This window comes from Cupriavidus sp. 2TAF22 (assembly GCF_052115045.1).
GTDB lineage: Bacteria > Pseudomonadota > Gammaproteobacteria > Burkholderiales > Burkholderiaceae > Cupriavidus.
Window position 1 is genome coordinate 15,983 of record NZ_JBFRFX010000023.1, and the last position, 18,858, is coordinate 34,840.

Here is an 18,858-nt window from a genome sequence, read left to right on the forward strand (position 1 = left end):
GGCGTTTGTTCTGGGGGGCCAGGCGCGCCGCATCAAGATAGCATCGCCGCGCGCGCCCACCAAGCCCGGCCGGCGTGGCTCACGCCACCGCGCTGATCCGGTACACGCAGCGACGCGCGTTGCTCAGCAGATGCTCCTCGCGGCTGACCGTGGCCCCCGTGCCGATGACTTCGCGGAAGATCTGGAGTTCGGCGCGGCAGAAGCCCTGGCACGCCTGCGCCGCCGCGCAGATGGGGCAGTGGTCTTCGATCAGCAGCCAGTCGTCGCCGTCGCGCTCGACCCTTGCCATATAGCCTTCGTGGCGGCGCAACCCCGCCAGCGTTTCCAGCCGTTGTTCGAGTTGCTCCTGGCCAGTTACCGCCAGCAGGTATTGCTCGCGGGTTTCGGCTTCGCGCCTGGCGATGAGCTGCTCCATGCCGGCTTCGCCGAACAGCGCCCGCACCGACCCGATCAGCTGGATGGTGAGCTGCGCATGGCTGTCGGGAAAGCGGCCGTGGCCGCTGGCGGTGAGGGCCCAGTCCTGACGCGGCCGGCCGGCGCCGGCGCCCTGTTGCTGGCGGCCTTCGATCAATCCGGCGGCCAGCAGCTTCTGCACCTGCTGCCTGGCGGCCTCGGCAGTGCCGCCGAGCGCCTGCGCGATCTGCGTGGTGGAGGCCGGCCCCTTGGTCTTGAGCAGGAACAGGATGCGATCACCCGGAGGCCCGTCATGGTTATCCAAGTTTTCTATTGCGTAATTCATGGTGGCGCCCTAATATCCAAAAACTTTCTTGGATATTAGGGTAGCCAGTGGGCTTTGTCGAGCCTGGCGCCCGCCCACCTGGCGCGAGCGCGCCTTTTCGCCACGACCTTTTCGCTGCAACCCTTCGCTACGAGGATCCAGTCCTATGCAAGCCACCAGTACAGCCGACCTGCCACGCCGGCTCACCATGCTCAATCCGATCGGCCTGTACGATCCCGGCGCCAATGGCTATTCCCACGTTGCGATGATTCCGCCGGGCGCCGGCCTCATTTGCGTGGCCGGGCAGGGCGGTGAACGGGCGGACGGCAGCTTGCCCGACAGTTTCGACGCGCAGGTGCGCCAGGCGCTGGACAACCTGCGCGTGGCGCTGGCGGCGGCGGGCGCGCAACTGCGCCAGGTGGCCAGGCTGACCGTGCTGGTGGTGGATCACAGCGAGGCGCGCCTGGCGGTGTTGTCCCGTGAGCTGGGCCGGGCCTGGGGCGAGGCGCCCAAGCCGGCCTGCACGCTGATCCCGGTGCCGCGGCTGGCGCTGGACGGCATGCTGTTCGAGATCGAGGCGCTGGCGGTGGCGCAGGCCCCGCATGCCGCCTAGCGTGAAGGCACCGGCCTGTTCAGGCAGCCAGCTTGGGCGGCTGCGGCTGGCGCGGCTGCGCGGACTGGCCGTCGCCGAAGTGCGGATGGCGCGCGAACAGGTCTGCCGCCCAGTTGACGAACACGCGCACCTTGGCCGACAGATGGCGGTTCTGCGGATACATGGCGGAGATGGGCAGGGAGTCCGTCGGCCAGTCGGCCAGCACTTCGACCAGCCGGCCGCTTTCCACGTAAGGCTGCGCCATCACGCGCGATATGCGCGCCAGGCCGTGGCCTTCGAGCGCGCAGGCCAGGTAGACGTCGGCATCGTTGGTGGAAATGGCCGATGGCAGCAGCATTTCGGTGCGCTTGTCGCCTTGCCCCATCGGCCACGGCATCTCCCGGCCGGTGCGGTTGGACAGATAGTTCACCGCCTTGTGCTGCGTCAGGTCGCTGGGCTGCGCGGGGGTGCCGTTGCGCTTGAGGTAGAGCGGCGAGCCGTAGAAGCCCAGGCGCAGCTGGCCGATGCGGCGCGCCACCATGGTTTCGTCCACGGGGTCGCCCACGCGCAGCACCACGTCGACGCCTTCCTTGAGCAGGTCGATGGGCTTGCCGTTGATGGTCAGCTCCATCTTCAGTTCGGGGTAGGCGGCAAAGAACTCGTGCAGCCTGGGTATCAGCACCATCTGGGCGAGGCCCGCGGTGGTGTCCACGGCCAGCGTGCCGCGCGGTGTGTTGTTCTGGTGGGTCAGCGACTGCTCGGCCTCTTCCACGTCGGCCAGGATCCGCACGCAGCGCTCGTAATATGCGGCGCCGTCGGTGGTGACGCTGATGCGCCGGGTGGTCCGGTGCAGCAGCTTGACGCCCAGGTGCGTCTCCAGGTTCTGGATCAGCCGGGTGAGCGTGGCCTTGGGCAGGTCCAGCGATTCGGCCGCCCGCGCAAAGCTGCCCACATCCACGACGCGGGTGAATGCCTGCATTGATACGAGACGATCCATGTTCACTCCCCGGAATAAGGAATCAGGCAGGTCCGGCAGGCCGGGCGCGCACTCGCGTGAAGTGCCGCCGGGCCTGGCACAGGGCGGATTGGGCGCTGGGCGTGGCTGCGGAAGTGCGGGAGTGGATCACAAATCGCATGACCTTGTGAAGCGAAGGGTTTCCCGCACGCAACACCCCCGATTATTCCACGACAGAAACAGTGCATTGGCAAAGCCTCGCTTTATCCCACCTTTATCAACCACCATAATTCGCTGCATCGCAATAAGCAATGGAAGCGCCGTTAACGCGGCGCACATGACCGCCATGGCGCCTACCCGATCGAAAGCCGCAGCCGCGGCGCACGCAGCCGAACTGGCCGCGGGGCGCATGACCGAGCACGCCGTCGAGAGCGGCGGCCGTACGATCATGGTGCGCCTGAGCTACCCGCCCGGTTATCCGGAGGGCAAGGGCGCGGCATTGCTGCCCTGGCTGGTTTACCTGCATGCCGGCGGCTTCGTGGAATGCAGTGTGGAGAAATCCCAGCGGCTCGCCGCATCGCTGGCGGCCACGGTGCCTGCGGTGGTGGTGACGCCGGCCTATTCGCTGGCGCCCGATTTTCCGTTCCCGGCGGCGCCGGAAGATGCGTTCAACACGGTTGACTGGGTGCTGCGCCATGCGCGCCGCCTGAAGGTGGACAAGCTGCGCTTCGCCCTGGTGGGCGAGGAGGCGGGCGGCAACCTGGCGATCGCCCTGTCGCAGATGCTGCGTGACCGGGGCCTGCCCGAGCCGTGCGCGCAATGGCTGATCCGCCCGGTGACCGACCCGTGCCTGCAGCATGCTTCGTGCGCCGGCGCGCAGGGTGGCCGCAGCGTGCCGCTGGAGATGCTGCAGCGCCTGGCCGGTTACTACCGCGACTACCTGCCGACCCCGGCCGCCAGCGTGCATCCGTACGCGGCGCCCGCACTGGCCTCGCGGCTGGCGGGCCTGCCGCCCACGCTGATCCAGGTGGCGGAAGAGGACGCGCTGCGCGCCGAGGGCGAAGCCTTCGCGTCGCGCCTGCAGACGGCCGGCGTGCCGGCCGAAGCCAGAATCATGCCCGGTGCCTGTGGCGCCGGCGTGGAACAGTCCCATGACCGTTGTCAGGTCTGGGTCAACGAAGGCGCGCATTACCTGCAAGGCTACCTTGCCGGCGATGACGATGCCTCACCAAGGACTGAACGCAACCCGGGAGCCAGCCCGCCGGGCTGACCCGAGCCAGCCACGACAAGCCGGCCTGCATGCACAGGCCCTCCGGGCGCGACCCCCTGGCGCGCTCCGGCGGAGGCGTTCGTCCTGATTTTTTTGCTTTCCAGTTGAAGAGAACCCGCTACGGAATACGGAGTGAAGAAAATGAAGCAGCAATATCGACGCACCATGATTGCCCTGGCCATCGTCGCCGTGCTCGGCGCGGGCCTGGCAACATCATTGCTCAAGCCCTGGCACGCCGGCGAGGCGCAGGCCGTGCCGGCCCCGGCGCCCACCGGCGTGGACGTGGCTGGCGCGCTGGGCAAGACCATCACGGAATGGGATGAATTCTCCGGCCGCCTGGAAGCGGTGGACCGCGTGGAAATCCGTCCGCGCGTTGGCGGCACCATCGATGCCGTGCACTTCCGCGAGGGCGCGCTGGTGAAGAAGGGCGATCCGTTGTTTACCATCGACCCGCGTCCGTACGCCGCCGAAGTGGCGCGCGCCGAAGCCGCGCTGGCGGCCGCGCAGGTGCGCGCCTCCCACGCACAGACTGAACTGGCCCGCGCCCAGCGGCTGGTGCAGGACAACGCGGTATCGCGCCGCGAGTTCGACGAGCGCGACAACGGTGCGCGCGAGGCGGTAGCCAACGTGCGTGCCGCACAGGCATCGCTGGAAGTAGCCCGGCTGAACCTGAACTACACCCGCATCGTGGCTCCGGTGAGCGGCCGCGTCTCACGCGCCGAGATCACGGTGGGCAACCTCGTGGCGCCGGGTGCATCGTCGCCGGTGCTGACCACGGTGGTATCGGTGTCGCCGGTGTATGCGAGCTTCGAGGTCGACGAGCAGACCTACCTGCGCTACACGGCGCCCGAGGCTGGCGGCGCGGCCAACACGGAAGGCGGGCAGTCGAGGCTGCCGGTGTTCCTGGGCCTGGCCGACGAAGACGGCAATCCGCACCAGGGCCGTATCCAGTCGATCGACAACCGGCTCGACACCCGCAGCGGCACCATCCGCGTGCGCGCGGTGTTCGACAACACGGATGGCCGCCTGCTGCCGGGCCTGTACGCCAAGGTCAAGCTCGGCGGCGGGGCACCGCATCCGGTGGTGCTGATCAATGACCGCGCGATCGGCACCGACCAGGGCAAGAAGTTCGTGCTGGTGGTGGACAAGGCCAACAAGCTGGCCTACCGCGAAGTCACGCTGGGGCCGTCGTTCGAGGGTCTGCGCGTGATCCGCCAGGGCCTGAAGGCCGACGAGACGATCGTGGTCAACGGGCTGCAGCGCGTGCGCCCGGGCGACACGGTGGCGCCCAAGGCGGTGGAGATGGCGTTCAAGCGCGAGCTGGACCAGCGTACCGGATCCGCCGACCGCAAGCAGGCCGCTGCCGAGAAGGCAACCGACAAGGCGGCTGAAGGCAAGCCGGTGACCTGAACGGCCGACATGAACCTGAGCTGTTGAGGGTTTGCCGCCCCCTGCCGCCTGCGGCAGAAGGGCCGGGGTAAAGGGCGGGCGCCAGCGATGCGCGCCGGCCTCGACGAAACACCGTCCCCCAAGAGAACCGAGCCATTTTTTTGCTTCCCCACGCTCCATATGGTGCCCGCGATCCGGGCCGCCAGGGGGAGCGCTTTCGCCGAGACTGAGATGAATCTCTCGAAATTCTTTATCGACCGGCCTATCTTTGCCGGCGTGTTATCGGTGCTGATCTTCCTGATCGGCGCCATCTCGATGTTCAAGCTGCCGATCTCCGAGTATCCGGAGGTGGTGCCGCCGTCCGTGGTGGTGCGCGCGCAGTTCCCGGGCGCCAACCCCAAGGTGATCGCCGAGACCGTGGCCACGCCGCTGGAAGAGCAGATCAACGGCGTCGAGGACATGCTGTACATGTCGTCGCAGGCCAACAGCGACGGCACGCTCACGCTGACCGTGACCTTCAAGCTGGGCACCGACCCGGACAAGGCGCAGCAGCTGGTGCAGAACCGCGTCTCGCAAGCCGAGCCGCGCCTGCCGGAGGACGTGCGCCGCCTGGGCATCACCACCGTGAAGAGCTCGCCCGACCTGACCATGGTGGTCCACCTGGTCTCGCCGAACGACCGCTATGACATGACCTACCTGCGCAACTATGCGCTGATCAACGTCAAGGACCGCCTGGCGCGCATCCAGGGCGTGGGCCAGGTGCAGATGTTCGGCTCGGGTGACTACTCGATGCGCGTGTGGCTGAACCCGGAGAAGATGGCCGAGCGCCAGCTGGCCGCGTCCGACGTGGTCAAGGCGATCCGCGAGCAGAACGTGCAGGTGGCGGCCGGCGTGATCGGCCAGTCGCCGTCGTTGCCTGGCACCGACCTGCAACTGTCGGTCAACGCCCAGGGCCGCCTGACCAGCGTGGAGGAGTTCGGCGACGTGGTGGTGCGCACCTCGGCCGATGGCGCGGTGACCTACCTCAAGGACATTGCCCGCATCGAGCTCGGCGCATCGGAATACGCGCTGCGCTCGCTGCTCGACAACAGGCCCGCGGTGGCGCTGCCGATCTTCCAGGCACCGGGCTCCAACGCCATCCAGATCTCGGATGACGTGCGCAAGACCATGGAGGAACTCAAGCAGAACTTCCCGGACGGCGTGGACTACAGCATCGTCTATGACCCGACGCAGTTCGTGCGCCACAGTATCGAGGCCGTCACGCACACGCTGTTCGAGGCCATCGCGCTGGTGGTGCTGGTGGTGATCCTGTTCCTGCAGACCTGGCGCGCTTCGGTGATTCCGCTGCTGGCGGTGCCGGTGTCGATCGTCGGTACCTTCGGCCTGATGCATGCGTTCGGCTTCTCGATCAACGCGCTGTCGCTGTTCGGGCTGGTGCTGGCCATCGGCATCGTGGTCGACGATGCGATCGTGGTGGTGGAGAACGTCGAGCGGAACATTGCCGAGGGGCTGTCGCCGAAGGAGGCGACCTACAAGGCCATGCGCGAAGTCAGCGGCCCGATCATCGCCATCGCGCTGACGCTGATCGCAGTGTTCGTGCCGCTGGCCTTCATGAGCGGCCTGACCGGACAGTTCTACAAGCAGTTCGCGCTGACCATCTCGATCTCGACCATCATCTCGGCCTTCAACTCGCTGACGCTGTCGCCGGCGCTGTCCGCGCTGCTGCTGCGCGGCCACGATGCGCCCAAGGACTGGCTGTCGCGCGGCATGGACCGAGTGCTGGGCGGCTTCTTCGCCCGCTTCAACCGCTTCTTCGGTGCCAGCGCTGACCGTTATGGCCGCGGCGTGAAGGGCGTGATCTCGCGCAAGAGCGCGGTGTTCGGCGTCTATGCGGTCATGCTGGCGCTGACCTGGGGCGTGTTCCAGCTGGTGCCGAAGGGCTTCGTGCCGGCCCAGGACAAGCAGTACCTGGTGAGCTTCGCCAAGCTGCCCGACGGCGCCACGCTGGACCGCACCGAGGACGTGATCCGTCGCATGTCGGAGATCGCGCTCAAGCATCCGGGCGTGGAATCGGCGGTGGCCTTCCCGGGCCTGTCGATCAACGGCTTCACCAACAGCCCGAGCGCCGGCATCGTGTTCGCCACGCTCAAGCCGTTCGAGGAGCGCAAGGGCAAGGACATGTCGGGGGCGGCCATCGCGCAGCAGCTCAACGCCAAGTACGCGTCGATCCAGGATGCCTTCATCGCCGTGTTCCCGCCGCCGCCCGTGCAGGGCCTGGGCACCATCGGCGGCTTCAAGCTGATGATCGAGGACCGTGCCGCGCTCGGCTACGACGCGCTGTTCGACGCCACCAGCGCCTTCACCAACAAGGCGCGCAAGACGCCCGAACTGGCCGGCATCTTCAGCAACTACCAGGTCAACGTGCCGCAGCTCGACGTCAAGCTCGACCGCGTCAAGGCCAAGCAGCTCGGCGTGCCGGTCACCGATGTGTTCGACACCCTGCAGACCTACCTCGGCTCGGCCTACGTGAACGACTTCAACAAGTTCGGTCGCACCTACCAGGTCAAGGTTCAGGCTGACGCGCAGTTCCGTCAGCATGCCGAGGACATCCTGCAGCTCAAGACGCGCAACGCCGCCGGCGACATGGTGCCGCTGTCGTCGCTGCTGACCGTCAAGCAAGGCTTCGGCCCGGACAGCGTGGTGCGCTACAACGGCTTTACCGCGGCCGACATGAACGGCGGCCCGGCGCCAGGCTTCTCCTCGGGCCAGGCGCAGGCCGCGGCCGAGCGCATCGCGGCCGAGACGCTGCCCAAGGGCATCAAGTTCGAATGGACCGACCTGACCTACCAGGACATCCTGGCCGGCAACGCGGGCGTCTGGATCTTCCCGCTGTGCGTGCTGCTGGTGTTCCTGGTGCTGGCCGCCCAGTACGAAAGCCTGACGCTGCCGCTGGCCGTGATCCTGATCGTGCCGATGAGCCTGCTCGCCGCCATGACAGGCGTGTGGCTGACCAAGGGTGACAACAACATCTTTACGCAGATCGGCTTCATCGTGCTGGTGGGGCTGTCGGCGAAGAACGCGATCCTGATCGTGGAGTTCGCCCGGGAACTGGAGCATGAAGGCCGCACCATCGTGGCTGCCGCCATCGAGGCCAGCCGCCTGCGCCTGCGCCCGATCCTGATGACCTCGTTCGCCTTCATCATGGGCGTGGTGCCGCTGGTGGTCTCCACCGGGGCCGGCGCGGAGATGCGTCATGCGATGGGCGTGGCGGTGTTCGCCGGCATGCTGGGCGTGACCTTCTTCGGGCTGTTCCTCACCCCCGTGTTCTATGTGGCGCTGCGCCTGCTGGCCACGCGTGGCGAGCGCCGCCGCGCGGCCAGCGCCCCGTCGGCGAGCCACCAGGCGATCGCCTCCGCTGAATAAGGATGACCGACATGAACGTATCCATGACATCGACGATGGCATCCGGCGCCTTGCCGCGCCTGGCCACGCTGGCCGTGGCGCTGATCCTGGCGGGCTGCTCGCTGGCGCCGACCTACCAGGTGCCCGAGAGCGCGACCGCGGCCACGCCGGCCTACAAGGAAGCCGCGGCCGCGCAGGCCGAAGGCAGCCAGTGGAAGGTGGCCACGCCCTCGGAGGGGGCGCCGCGCGGCGAATGGTGGAAGATCTTCGGTGACGCCGACCTCGACCGCCTGATGGCGCAGGCCACCGAGTCCAACCAGAACCTGGCCATCGCCGCGGCGCGGCTCAAGCAGGCGCGCGCCTTCACCGGCGTGGCGGAGGCCGACCAGTCCCCGCAGCTCAGCGTGGGGCTGGACCCGACCCGCACGCAGTATTCGGCGGCCTCGCAGGGGCTGCCCGACGGCACCAAGGTGCCGGCGCAGACCGTGTACAAGGCACGCGCCTTCGCCAGCTACGAGCTGGACCTGTTCGGCCGGGTGGCCGACAACGTCAAGGCGGCGCGCGCCGAGGGCGCGGCGGCCGAGGACCTGTACCGCTCGGTGCAGCTGGCGCTGCAGGCCGACGTGGCGCAGGCCTACTTCGCGCTGCGCACGCTGGACAGCGAGCGCGACCTGCTCAACGCCACCATCGCGTTGCGCGAGGATGCGCTCAAGCTGCTCAAGCGCCGCTTCGACGAAGGCGAGACCACCGACCTGGACCCGGCGCGGGCCGAGGCGGAGCTGGGCACGGCGCGCGCCGACCTGGCCGCCATCGAACGGCGCCGGGCCAACCAGGAGCACGCGCTGGCGGTGCTGACCGGGGCGCCGCCGGCGGCCTTCACGCTGGGCGCGCATCCGCTCGACGCAGCGCTGATCGCGGTGCCGGCGGGGCTGCCGTCCGAGCTGCTGGAGCGCCGCCCCGACATCGCGCAGGCCGAACGCCAGATGGCGGCGGCCAATGCGCGCATCGGCGTGGCCAAGGCGGCGTTCTACCCGAAGATCACGCTCACGGGGCTGTTCGGCTTCGAGTCCAACGACCTGTCGAACCTGTTCAAGTGGTCGTCGACGGCGTGGATGCTGGGGCCGCTGATCGGCAGCACGATCGCCGCGCCGATCATCGACGGCGGGCGCAACAAGGCCAACCTGGCGGCGGCGCGGGCGCAGCACGAGGAGGCGGTGGCGAGCTACCGGCAAAGCGTGCTGACGGCGCTGCGCGAGGTGGAGGACAGCCTGGCGGACGTGCGCTGGCTGAGCCAGCAGGCCGGTGCGCTGGACGGCGCGCTGGGCGGGGCGCGGCGCGCGGCGAAGATCTCGCGCAGCCGCTACGAGGCCGGCGCGGTGGACTACCTGACGGTGATCGACGCGGACCGCACGGTGCTGCAGTCGCAGCGCGAGGCCAACCAGGTGGCCGGCCTGCGGGCTTCGGCCACGGTGGCGCTGGTGCGCAGCCTGGGCGGCGGCTGGGGGCCGCTGCCCGATGCGGCACCGGGCACGGCGCAGCCTCCGCTCGCAGCGAACCGCTGAAGCCCCCGGGCAGCAGCAGGCCGCATACGGCATACCGTGTGCGGCACATCGACGCGGCAACCGCTCCAGGCGGTTGCCGCGTTTTGCATTGGGCCGGCCCGCCGGGACAGGGCGCAAAACCTGCCTACACTGGAAGCAACGCGGCCGCCCGCCGGGGGCAGGCCGCTTTTTCACTGCGTGGATCATGGGAACGCGTCGACTCCGAAGGCTGCGAGCCTTGCTTATCGTGCTGCTGGTCCTGGCCTGCGTGGCCGGCATCCTGCTGGTGCCGTTGCCGGTGCCGCTGCGCGACGTCACGCGCATCGTCAACACGGCCACCATCGCGCGTCCGGCCACGGTGGTGTTCGACTACGTCTCGACACCCGCCAACTGGCCGAACTGGCATCCCTCATCGCTAGCGGTGGCCGGCGCGGCAGATCATCCGCTGCTGCCTGGCGAGCATGTGACCGAAACCTTTCTCGTTGCCGGGCGGCGGGGAGAGGTCGTGTGGACGGTGGTGGAGCGCCAGCCACCCGCCGCGTGGATGATCGAGGGCAGCATCGACGGGCGTGAGGCGGGTACGGTGCGCTACACGCTCGCGCCGGTGCCGGAAGGCACGCGCTTCCAGCGCGAATTCAGCTATGCCGCGCCCAACCTGCTGTTCATGTTGACCAACCGGCTGCTGCTGCGCGCGCGCATCGAGGCGGAATCCGCGACGGCGGTGGCGCGCCTGCGCGCGGTGCTGGAGGCCGGCAAGCCAGGCGCGGCGGACTGAGCCGCGTTCCCGGCACCAGGCGAGACTGCCGCCCGGCGGTATACTGGGAGGGCAATCCAACCGGAGTCGATGGTGTCGGTACAAAACCCCGCGTCCGCAGCAGGACGCAACACAGAAACGGCGAGCGCGCCGGAGCCGGCAGCGGCGGCCTTGCCGCCCCGGCCGGTGGCCCCGGTCACGCCGGACATCAATGAATGCTGCGGCAATGGCTGCGATCCCTGCATCTTCGACCTGCATGCCGAGGCGATGGATCGCTACCGCGCCGAGCTGAAAGCATGGCAGGCCCTGGCCGGCGAGACGGCGGACGCGGGCGCCGGCGGTCCCAGCTTCTGAAGTCCCGCGTCGCTTCACCGTATCGTCACAGGAGGCCTCCGTGCTCGCTACCGACCAGCCCGTCCTGGCCGATCTCCATGATTTCGTGCAAGGCCATCCGCGCCTGCTGGTGCTGACCGGGGCCGGCATCAGCACCGATTCCGGCATCCCCGGCTACCGCGATGCGCAGGGCAACTGGCAGCGCACGCCGCCGGTGCAGGCGCAGGATTTTTTCCGCTCGCACGCCGTACGCCAGCGCTACTGGGCGCGCAGCATGCTGGGCTGGCCTGTGCTGGCCAATGCACAGCCCAACGCCGCGCACTTCGCGCTGGCGCGGCTGCAGGCGGCGGGTTACCTGCGCCAGCTTGTCACGCAGAACGTGGACGGCCTGCACCAGCGTGCCGGCAGCCACGGCGTGATCGAGCTGCACGGCCATGTGGGCACGGTGATCTGCCTGCAATGCGGCACACGCCGCGCGCGCGCCGCCTTGCAAACGCAGCTCGAAGCGGATAACCCGGCGCTGGCCGGCTTGCGCGCCCTGCCGGCATCGGACGGCGACGCTCACCTCGAGCTGGCCAGCTTCGAAGCCGTGCGCATTCCCGCCTGCGGGCACTGCGGCGGCGTGCTCAAGCCCGATGTGGTGTTCTTCGGCGAATCCGTGCCGCGCGAGCGCGTGGATGCCGCCATGCAAGCGCTGGGGCAGGCCGATGCCTTGCTGGTGATCGGCTCCTCGCTGACGGTGTTCTCGGGCTACCGCTTCTGCCTGGCGGCGCAGAAGCTGGGCAAGCCCGTGGCTGCCATCAACCTTGGCCAGACGCGGGCCGACGCGCTGCTGGCGTTGAAGGCGGATGTCGCCTGCGCCGACGCGCTGACGGACCTGACCGGGCGGCTCGGGCTGCCCTGAGGCGCCGGGCGCCGGGCACCGGGCACGCGTCAGGCCGGCGGCAGCGCCTTGCGCACGATCAGCCGGTGCACCCGCTTGCCCGAGGACTGGCTCACTTCTTCCCGGTCGAACAGCAGGGTATCGCCACTGCCCAGCGCTTCGGTCACCAGCGCCTTGTCGAAGGCGGCGAAGAAGCGGCCAGCCTGGTCGCGCTGCGAGACATGGTCGGTGACGCGCCAGCTCAGGTAGAGCGTGCCGCCAGGGCGCAGGATATCGAGCAGGTGCCGCGTGGCGCTGGCGACCATGCGCGGCTCCAGGTGCATGATCACGGTCTCGCACAGCACGTTCTGGTAGTAGCCGCGCGGCACGCCCTCGAGTTCGGGCAGGGCGGCCTGCTCGAAGGGCAAGGTGGGATAGCGCTGGCGTGCCTGGGCCAGCAAGGGCTCGCACGGATCGAAGCCGCTGGGCTCGAAGCCGTTGGCGGCCAGCCAGGCCGTATCGCGGCCCGCGCCGCAGCCGATGTCGGCGCTCGGCCCGGGTGTGAACTCGCGCAGGAGCGCGGCGTAGAGATCGGCGGGCGCTTGCTGCGCGTGCCAGTCCCTGGCGTAGTCTGCGGCGGCGGCGCTGTAGGCCTGGAGGGTGCCGGTATCGATGTTCACGATGTGCTCCTGTTGGCCGCGGCGACCTGGTCGCTCATGTCCTGCGCTCGCCTGCCGCATGTCGAGTCCAGGTTTCCGGATGCATATTACTCCCGGGTCCGCACGCGCTGCACATCCGGTTCGGCGCGCCGCCCACCCGTCGCGCGGCCGCTGCCTTTCAACACGCATGTCACGCCGGATGTCACGCCACATATCACGCCACATGGCACGCGCGGGGGCCGCTGTCCGGCCTGGCCATTACGGCGAAGGCGGGAGCGTGATCTCGATTTCCAGGCCCGGTTGCGCATTGCGTACCTGCCAGCGCGCGCCATGTGCCTGCGCCACGAGCTTGCACAGGTAAAGGCCCAGGCCGATGCCGCCGGTGGCGCGTTCGCGGGCGGCGTCCGGGCGATAGAAGGGCTCGGCCAGGTGGGATAGCTGATCGTCGGGCACGCCCGGGCCATGGTCGCGCACGCGCAGGGCGATGCTGCCGCCCGCATCCCTGGCGAGGTGCAGTTCGGGCGGCCGGGGCGCGGCGGCGCTGTGGCGCAGCGCATTGTCGAGCAGGTTGCGCAGCAGCAGGCGCATGCGGGTACGGTCCAGCGCCAGCGTGGCGGGCAGCCCGGCATCGATGGACAGCGCGATCTGCCCGGCGGCGGGCCGGTCACCGCGCATGGCTTGTGTCACTTCGAGCGCCACCTCGCGGGCCAGCGCGGCCAGGTCGGTGGGCTCCAGCAGCAGGGCGCCGTGGCCCTGGCCAAGCCGCTCGCTTTCCAGCAGGTCGGTGACAAGGTCGCGCATGCCGGCCAGGTCGCGCAGCAGCGCTTCGCGCTGGGCCCGGACCTCGGGTGTGTCGGGCAACAGCTCGGTGTTGAGCCGCGCGCGCGTGAGCGGGCTGCGCAGTTCGTGGCTGATGGCCAGCAGCAGCGCGCGCTTGGCGTCGAGCATCTGGTGGATGTCGCGCGCCATGGTATTGACGTCGTGCGCCAGCACGCCCAGCTCGTCGCGCCGGCGGATGGGAATGGGCTGGCCGAACTCGCCCGCGCCGAAGCGCCGCGCGCCGGCGCGGATATCGTCGAGCGGGCGCAGCAGGTGGCGCACGTACAGATAGGCCAGGGCAGTCAGGCCGAGCAGCACGGCCAGCGTGATCCACCCCGCGCGGTGCGGCTGGTTCTGCCAGGTGGCGGTGCTCAAGCCAAAATCGATGCGGTGGCCGTCCGCGGTCGTGCGGGAGAACAGGGGCGCATCGTCGTCCGGCCCGTGGCGCGGCCAGCGCATGGCCGCGCCGGAGCGCCAGCCGGAAGCGGGCGCGTCCTCGGATTGCCAGTTCACCCGCGGGCCGGCGATACGCACGCTCACCGGCAGGCGCGCGCTGATCGCGCGGGCGCGCTCCACGCTCGGCGGGCTGCCGATCTCGGCCGCCAGGCGGTCGACGTAGTCCGCCACCAGCGGCCGCGCGGCACTGCGCCACCCGGTGCTGAACGCCTTCTGCATGCCACCGACGAAGGTCACCGTGGTGGCAAGCGCCAGCAGCAGGAACAACAGCACCAGCCGCAGGTGCAGCCGGTGCCGCACGGCGTGGCGCGCGCGCTGGTGCCAGCGTCCGCTCATGCCGGCGCCCCCGCGTGGGCGGCAGATCCGCCTTGCGGGCGCAGGGCGAGGGAGTAGCCTGCGTTGCGCAAGGTCTTGATGCAGTCCGGCGGATCGAGCTTCTTGCGCAGGCGGCTGACCAGGATGTCCACCGCGCGCGTGTACAGCTCCGCGTCGCGCCCGCGCAGGTGGTTGAGGATGTCGTCGCGGCCGAAGACCTTGCCGGGTTCGCGGGCCAGCAGCAGCAACAGGTCGAACTCGGTGCTGGTCAGCACCACGTCCTCGCCGCCGCAGCGCACGCCGCGCGTGGCCGGGTCGATCTCGAGCCCGCCTTCGAATCGCAGCCGCGCGCCGGCGTCGGGCGAAGGCGCTGCACCGCGGCGGCGCAGTACGGTCTGCACGCGTGCCACCAGCTCGCGTGGCTCGAACGGCTTCGGCAGGTAATCGTCGGCGCCGAGCTCGAGGCCGACCACGCGGTCCATGACCTCGCCGCGCGCCGTGAGCATGACGAGCGGGATGTCGCTGTCCCGGCGGATGGTGCGGCACAAGGCAAAGCCATCCATCTCGGGCAGCATCACGTCCAGGATGGCGGCGTCGTAGCCGCCGCGCGCAAGGCGCGCGAGGCCGTCGCTGGGCCGCAGGGCCTGCTCCAGCTGAAGTTCGAAGCGGGCGAAGTAGATGGCGAGCGGCGGGCCGAGCTGCTCGTCGTCGTCAATCAGGAGGATGCGGGGCATGGCCGGCATGGGGTCTCGGTCGGGTTCCAGTTCATGCCCCGTGCTCCTCAGTGGCCGCGCCAGCCACCGCGGCGCTTCTGCAGGAACTCGCGCACCTGTTGCTGCTGGGTGGCATTGAGGCTGTCGTAGAAGTCTGCCATGGCGGCGATGACCTCGGGGCTCTTTGTGTTGATGGCGGCGGTCTTTTCGCTGACCAGCGTCTGTGCGCGGGCGCGGTCGAACCTATCGCCGGCGACCAGAGCCTGCACCTCGGCGCGCGGATCGGCGGCATTGCCCGTCAGCGCGGCGCGCTGCTCCCTGAGCTTGTCGGCCAGCACGGCAAGGCGCTGCTTCTGCTCGGCATTCAGGTCCAGCTTCTTGCTGACGCGCTCGATCATTTTCTCGCGCATCTGGGCCACTTCCTCGGGGCTCATCCGGCCACCGGGCCCGCCATGGTGATAGCTGCCGCATGCGCTCAGGCCGCCCAGGGCGATGCCGGCGCCGAACATGCCGAACAGGGTGCGTTTGATCCAGGGTCTCATGACAGTTTCCTTTGGGAAGGGGTGGAACATGGCTGTCATGGTGCCGCCCGCGCGGCATGCGCGGGTGTCGGCGCGGTTTCGCTTTGTTTCGTTTTGTTTCAGGCACCGCGGGATACGTTGCTGCTTCTTGGGCGAAGCGGGAGATCAGCAATGCGTTGTCGTCATGCGAATGCACGCAAGCCAGGGAGCCGCCCCGGCGGCCGGGCTCAGGGAATCCCTCTACAGCGCTGGTGCGGAATTTGCATAAGAATCCGTGCTGCAATAACTGTGAAATTTCAGTGAAAGCGAAGGAATCCATTGAATGAGCAATATGCCAATGGCCGCACCCGGCGTTGCTGGCGGGTGGCCGGATTGACGCGGCCAGCGCTCGCCCGGCGCACGGACCGCGGAGGAAGCCGCGCGCCATGAATACCCGCTTTATCGAAGCCTTCATGTGGGTGGCCAGGCTCGGCAGCTTTCGCGCGGCGGCCGAGAAGCTGCACATCACGCAGGCCGCCATGTCCAACCGCATTGCCTCGCTGGAGCAGGAGATCGGCGCGCGCGTGTTCGAGCGCGAGGCGCGCGACCTGCGGCTCACCCCGGTCGGCCTGCGGCTGCTGGGCTACGGTGAGCGGCTGCTGGAGTTGCAGCGGGAGATCATGGTGCTGGGGCGCTCGGGCGATGCGCCGCTGGGGCTGGTACGCATCGGCGCCATCGAAAGCGTGGTGCACACCTGGCTGGTCGATTTCCTGCGCCACTTGCAGACGCACTATCCGGGCATCGAGGTGCAGCTCACCTCGGAAACCACGCAAGGCCTGCACAACACCTTGCGCGCGGGCGGCATCGATATCGCCTTGCAGACCGATCCGGCGGTGGGCGAGGGCATCACCAGCACGCCATGCCTGCCGATGGCGATCGGCTGGGTGGGCCCGCCCGGCCCCGCACTGCCGGACGAAGGCAGGCTGAGCGCGCTGCTGCAGCACCCGACCATCACCATGAGCCCCGGCTCGCAGCCGCACGTGGCGCTCAAGGAGTTGTACCGCAAGGCCGGGCTGCCGGTGGGCAAGGTGCATTGCGTCAGCTCCATCGCGGCCATCGTGCGGCTGGTCAAGGGCGGTTTCGGCAATGCGCTGATGCCGCTGGCGCCGGTGCGCGAGGAAGTGGAGCGCGGCGAACTGCGCGTGATCCCCTGCGATGTGCCGTTGCCGCACCAGCGGCTGGTGGTCAGCCATCTCGACCACGCGGCGTCGGAGGCAATCCGCCTGGTGGCGGAGCTGGCCTGCCGCGAATCGGACCGCTACGTGCTCTCGCTGCCTGCACCATTTTCGCCGGCATGAGGCCGCGGCGCGCGCCGTGCTGGTGCGCGTGCGTGGCGGGGTCGAACAGAAAAACTGATCGGAAATGCGAAGAAAAACCCGTTTGTCGCGCGGGCCGCTGGCGCCGATCATCCTCTCACCGCCCGCAAGCAGCGCGGGCAGACGGAGAGTGGAATGAGCGAGATCAGCGAGATCAGCGAGATGAGCGAGATGCACCAGATGCACGAGATGAGCGACAAGTCTGCGAGCCAGGGCCCGACGGGCATGGCGCCGCAGGGCATGCTGTTTGTCGCCGCCAACGTGGATGCGGCCGACGAGGCCGATTTCAACCAGTGGTATGACCGCGAGCACGTCGAGGAGCGTGCCCGCATCGAGGGATTCATCTCTGCCGCGCGCTACGAGGCCGTCCAGGGTGGCCCGAAATATCTCGGCCTGTACCGCACCGAGTCGCTGGCGGCCTTCACGTCCGAAGCGTACAAGGCGGCATTCAGGCGCCAGACGCCGTGGTCGGTCGCCAACCTCGGGCGCATGCGCCAGCCCATGCGCCGCGTAAGCGAGGTCACCGCCGCGGTGGGGCAGGGCAGCGGCAGCTGGCTCGCCGTGCTGCCGCTGGCGCATCCCGAAGACCCGCTGGCGCTGGTCGACCAGGCGGCCGAGGTGGGCGGCGAGCTCTCTGCGCGGCCCGGCTTCGTACAGTCCTACCTGCTGATGCCCGACGCCGCGCTGAGCCAGCCCTTGCCGCGCGAGAGCGTGGAAGACCGGCAACTGCTCCCCATTCTCGTGATCGAGAGCAGCAGCGAAGCCGCCGGCGCGGCCGCCCTGCACGACGCGGCGCAGCAGCTGGGCGTGCCCGCCGCCAATGCCGCGCGCTACGTGCTCAGGTGGAAGCTCTTCGCGCAGGAGGTGGCATGATGCAGAGCGCCGACACCATCCCCGTCACGCAAGCGCCGGCCGCGGCCCAGGCCACCGCCGGCAAGCCCGGCATGGGCCGCCTGGCCGCGGCCAGCACGATCGGAACCACCCTGGAATGGTATGACTTCACCGTCTACAACCTGATGGCCGCGCTGGTCTTCAACGCAATCTTCTTTCCGTCGTTCGATCCGCTCACTGGCACCATCCTGGCCTTCTCCACGTATGCCGTGGGCTATGTCTCGCGCCCGCTCGGCGGCGTGCTGTTCGGCCACCTGGGCGACAAGCTCGGGCGCCGCTTCGTGCTGGTTGCCACGCTGATCTTGATGGGCGTGGCCACGGGCCTGATGGGCGTGCTGCCGACCTACCAGTCGCTGGGCATCTGGAGCCCGCTGCTGCTGGTGGCCCTGCGCTTCGTGCAGGGCGCGGCCATCGGCGGCGAATGGGCCGGCGCGGTGCTGCTGTCGATGGAGCACGGCGCGCAGCACCAGCGCGGGCGCAATGCCTCGTTCACGCAGGTCGGGCCGTCGTGCGGCACGTTGCTGGGCACCGGCTTCATCGCGCTGGTTTCGCTCTGGCTGAGCCCGGAAGACTTCCAGGCGTGGGGCTGGCGCATTCCCTTCCTGTCCAGCGTGCTGCTGGTCGTGTTCGGGCTGTGGCTGCGCCGCGGCGTGGAAGAAACGCCGCTGTTCAAGGAGATGGAAGCGCGCAAGAGCACCGCGAAGACGCCGATCAAGGAGGTATTCGTCGACCACTGGCGGCGCCTGTTGGTGGCCGGCGGCGCGCGCATCGGCTCCGACGTGCTCTATGCGCTGGTGGTGGTGTTCACGCTGACCTACGTGACCAGCGTGCTGCACCTGTCGCGCCCGCTGGCGCTGACCGCCACCATGATCGGCGCGGCCTGCAATGCGATCGCGGTGCCGCTGTTCGGCAGCCTGTCCGACCGGCTTGGCCGGCGCCCGGTGTATATCGCCGGGGCCTTGCTGGCGGCGGTGTGGGCCTTTGTGTTCTTCCGGCTGATGGACAGCGCGCAGCCCTTGCAGATCTGCGCGGCGGTGGTGGTCGGCCTGGTCATCCACGCCATGATGTACGGCCCGCAGGCGGCCTTTGTGACGGAGCAGTTTCCCACGCGGGTGCGCTACGCCGGGTCGTCGCTGGCCTACACGCTGGCGGGCATCCTCGGTGGCGGCTTTGCGCCGCTGATCATCGCCAGCCTGTACAAGTCGTATGGCTCGACGATCGCGATCTCGCTCTATGTCTGCCTTGCGCTGGCCGTCACGCTGGCAGCCCTGCTGGTGGCACGCGAGACGGCGCGCAAGCCGCTGGAGGGCTAG

The 18,858-nt window shown here is 69.1% G+C and carries 17 protein-coding genes; 11 read left to right on the forward strand and 6 right to left on the reverse strand.

The features are described 5' to 3' along the window. Positions 1 to 79: 79 nt before the first annotated feature. The gene (locus AB4Z48_RS25130) at positions 80 to 739 is read right to left on the reverse strand and encodes a helix-turn-helix transcriptional regulator (RefSeq protein WP_441618972.1); all 660 of its coding nucleotides are present in this window, start codon (positions 737 to 739) and stop codon (positions 80 to 82) included. A 145-nt stretch (positions 740 to 884) separates the two neighbouring features. Here AB4Z48_RS25130 and AB4Z48_RS25135 point away from each other — a divergent pair, with 145 nt between their 5' ends. After that, positions 885 to 1,331 carry a RidA family protein gene (locus AB4Z48_RS25135; protein ID WP_441618974.1) on the forward strand — a complete coding sequence of 149 codons (447 nt, stop codon included), beginning with the start codon at positions 885 to 887 and terminating at the stop codon, positions 1,329 to 1,331. A 19-nt stretch (positions 1,332 to 1,350) separates the two neighbouring features. On the opposite strand, the gene AB4Z48_RS25140 is transcribed toward AB4Z48_RS25135, so the two are convergent. Beyond that, positions 1,351 to 2,307, reverse strand: coding sequence for a LysR family transcriptional regulator (locus AB4Z48_RS25140; protein ID WP_441618976.1), 957 nt, complete (start codon positions 2,305 to 2,307; stop codon positions 1,351 to 1,353). 304 nt (positions 2,308 to 2,611) lie between these two features. On the opposite strand from AB4Z48_RS25140, the gene AB4Z48_RS25145 reads away from it, so the two are divergent. From AB4Z48_RS25145 to AB4Z48_RS25175, 7 genes are all read left to right on the forward strand, one after another. Then, positions 2,612 to 3,535 (forward strand): alpha/beta hydrolase, encoded by a 924-nt coding sequence (locus AB4Z48_RS25145; RefSeq protein WP_441618978.1) that lies wholly within the window; start codon positions 2,612 to 2,614, stop codon positions 3,533 to 3,535. A 141-nt stretch (positions 3,536 to 3,676) separates the two neighbouring features. After that, positions 3,677 to 4,945: an efflux RND transporter periplasmic adaptor subunit gene (locus AB4Z48_RS25150; protein WP_441618980.1), complete on the forward strand. Its 1,269-nt coding sequence runs from the start codon at positions 3,677 to 3,679 to the stop codon at positions 4,943 to 4,945. A gap of 210 nt (positions 4,946 to 5,155) precedes the next feature. Beyond that, on the forward strand, positions 5,156 to 8,347 hold the full coding sequence (locus AB4Z48_RS25155) for an efflux RND transporter permease subunit (RefSeq protein ID WP_441618982.1): 3,192 nt from the start codon (positions 5,156 to 5,158) through the stop codon (positions 8,345 to 8,347). 11 nt (positions 8,348 to 8,358) lie between these two features. After that, positions 8,359 to 9,888, forward strand: coding sequence for an efflux transporter outer membrane subunit (locus tag AB4Z48_RS25160; RefSeq protein WP_441618984.1), 1,530 nt, complete (start codon positions 8,359 to 8,361; stop codon positions 9,886 to 9,888). 208 nt (positions 9,889 to 10,096) lie between these two features. Beyond that, positions 10,097 to 10,642 carry an SRPBCC family protein gene (locus AB4Z48_RS25165; protein WP_441619268.1) on the forward strand — a complete coding sequence of 182 codons (546 nt, stop codon included), beginning with the start codon at positions 10,097 to 10,099 and terminating at the stop codon, positions 10,640 to 10,642. 69 nt (positions 10,643 to 10,711) lie between these two features. Continuing rightward, positions 10,712 to 10,975 carry an oxidoreductase-like domain-containing protein gene (locus AB4Z48_RS25170; RefSeq protein ID WP_441618986.1) on the forward strand — a complete coding sequence of 88 codons (264 nt, stop codon included), beginning with the start codon at positions 10,712 to 10,714 and terminating at the stop codon, positions 10,973 to 10,975. A gap of 40 nt (positions 10,976 to 11,015) precedes the next feature. Beyond that, positions 11,016 to 11,858, forward strand: coding sequence for an NAD-dependent protein deacetylase (locus tag AB4Z48_RS25175; protein ID WP_441618987.1), 843 nt, complete (start codon positions 11,016 to 11,018; stop codon positions 11,856 to 11,858). Between the two features lie 29 nt (positions 11,859 to 11,887). On the opposite strand, the gene AB4Z48_RS25180 is transcribed toward AB4Z48_RS25175, so the two are convergent. The 4 genes from AB4Z48_RS25180 to AB4Z48_RS25195 all read right to left on the reverse strand — a co-directional run bounded on the left by AB4Z48_RS25180 (position 11,888) and on the right by AB4Z48_RS25195 (position 15,320). Then, a complete protein-coding gene (locus tag AB4Z48_RS25180) occupies positions 11,888 to 12,490 on the reverse strand; it encodes a class I SAM-dependent methyltransferase (RefSeq protein ID WP_441619270.1) in 603 nt (200 codons plus the stop codon). A gap of 243 nt (positions 12,491 to 12,733) precedes the next feature. Continuing rightward, entirely contained in the window at positions 12,734 to 14,086 is a 1,353-nt protein-coding gene (locus AB4Z48_RS25185; protein ID WP_441618989.1) for a HAMP domain-containing sensor histidine kinase, read from the reverse strand. Further along, complete coding sequence (locus tag AB4Z48_RS25190; protein WP_441618991.1) at positions 14,083 to 14,799, reverse strand: response regulator transcription factor; 717 nt, start codon at positions 14,797 to 14,799, stop codon at positions 14,083 to 14,085. Before AB4Z48_RS25190 ends, AB4Z48_RS25185 begins: the two co-directional genes overlap by 4 nt. Positions 14,800 to 14,846: 47 nt before the next feature. Beyond that, entirely contained in the window at positions 14,847 to 15,320 is a 474-nt protein-coding gene (locus tag AB4Z48_RS25195; protein ID WP_441618993.1) for a Spy/CpxP family protein refolding chaperone, read from the reverse strand. A gap of 404 nt (positions 15,321 to 15,724) precedes the next feature. Between AB4Z48_RS25195 and AB4Z48_RS25200 the strand changes: the two genes are divergently transcribed. From AB4Z48_RS25200 to AB4Z48_RS25210, 3 genes are all read left to right on the forward strand, one after another. Next, entirely contained in the window at positions 15,725 to 16,636 is a 912-nt protein-coding gene (locus tag AB4Z48_RS25200) for a LysR family transcriptional regulator (RefSeq protein ID WP_441618995.1), read from the forward strand. A 153-nt stretch (positions 16,637 to 16,789) separates the two neighbouring features. Continuing rightward, positions 16,790 to 17,527 carry a hypothetical protein gene (locus AB4Z48_RS25205; RefSeq protein WP_441618996.1) on the forward strand — a complete coding sequence of 246 codons (738 nt, stop codon included), beginning with the start codon at positions 16,790 to 16,792 and terminating at the stop codon, positions 17,525 to 17,527. Next, entirely contained in the window at positions 17,524 to 18,858 is a 1,335-nt protein-coding gene (locus AB4Z48_RS25210; RefSeq protein WP_441618998.1) for an MFS transporter, read from the forward strand. Before AB4Z48_RS25205 ends, AB4Z48_RS25210 begins: the two co-directional genes overlap by 4 nt.

What these genes read in the sequence shown, in the direction of transcription:
- AB4Z48_RS25130 (WP_441618972.1), bottom strand. Translation starts at nt 739, where the DNA reads ATGAATTACGCAATAGAAAACTTGGATAACCATGACGGGCCTCCGGGT.
- AB4Z48_RS25135 (WP_441618974.1), top strand. Translation starts at nt 885, where the DNA reads ATGCAAGCCACCAGTACAGCCGACCTGCCACGCCGGCTCACCATGCTC.
- AB4Z48_RS25140 (WP_441618976.1), bottom strand. Translation starts at nt 2,307, where the DNA reads ATGGATCGTCTCGTATCAATGCAGGCATTCACCCGCGTCGTGGATGTG.
- AB4Z48_RS25145 (WP_441618978.1), top strand. Translation starts at nt 2,612, where the DNA reads ATGGCGCCTACCCGATCGAAAGCCGCAGCCGCGGCGCACGCAGCCGAA.
- AB4Z48_RS25150 (WP_441618980.1), top strand. Translation starts at nt 3,677, where the DNA reads ATGAAGCAGCAATATCGACGCACCATGATTGCCCTGGCCATCGTCGCC.
- AB4Z48_RS25155 (WP_441618982.1), top strand. Translation starts at nt 5,156, where the DNA reads ATGAATCTCTCGAAATTCTTTATCGACCGGCCTATCTTTGCCGGCGTG.
- AB4Z48_RS25160 (WP_441618984.1), top strand. Translation starts at nt 8,359, where the DNA reads ATGAACGTATCCATGACATCGACGATGGCATCCGGCGCCTTGCCGCGC.
- AB4Z48_RS25170 (WP_441618986.1), top strand. Translation starts at nt 10,712, where the DNA reads ATGGTGTCGGTACAAAACCCCGCGTCCGCAGCAGGACGCAACACAGAA.
- AB4Z48_RS25185 (WP_441618989.1), bottom strand. Translation starts at nt 14,086, where the DNA reads ATGAGCGGACGCTGGCACCAGCGCGCGCGCCACGCCGTGCGGCACCGG.
- AB4Z48_RS25190 (WP_441618991.1), bottom strand. Translation starts at nt 14,799, where the DNA reads ATGCCCCGCATCCTCCTGATTGACGACGACGAGCAGCTCGGCCCGCCG.
- AB4Z48_RS25195 (WP_441618993.1), bottom strand. Translation starts at nt 15,320, where the DNA reads ATGAGACCCTGGATCAAACGCACCCTGTTCGGCATGTTCGGCGCCGGC.
- AB4Z48_RS25200 (WP_441618995.1), top strand. Translation starts at nt 15,725, where the DNA reads ATGAATACCCGCTTTATCGAAGCCTTCATGTGGGTGGCCAGGCTCGGC.
- AB4Z48_RS25205 (WP_441618996.1), top strand. Translation starts at nt 16,790, where the DNA reads ATGAGCGAGATCAGCGAGATCAGCGAGATGAGCGAGATGCACCAGATG.
- AB4Z48_RS25210 (WP_441618998.1), top strand. Translation starts at nt 17,524, where the DNA reads ATGATGCAGAGCGCCGACACCATCCCCGTCACGCAAGCGCCGGCCGCG.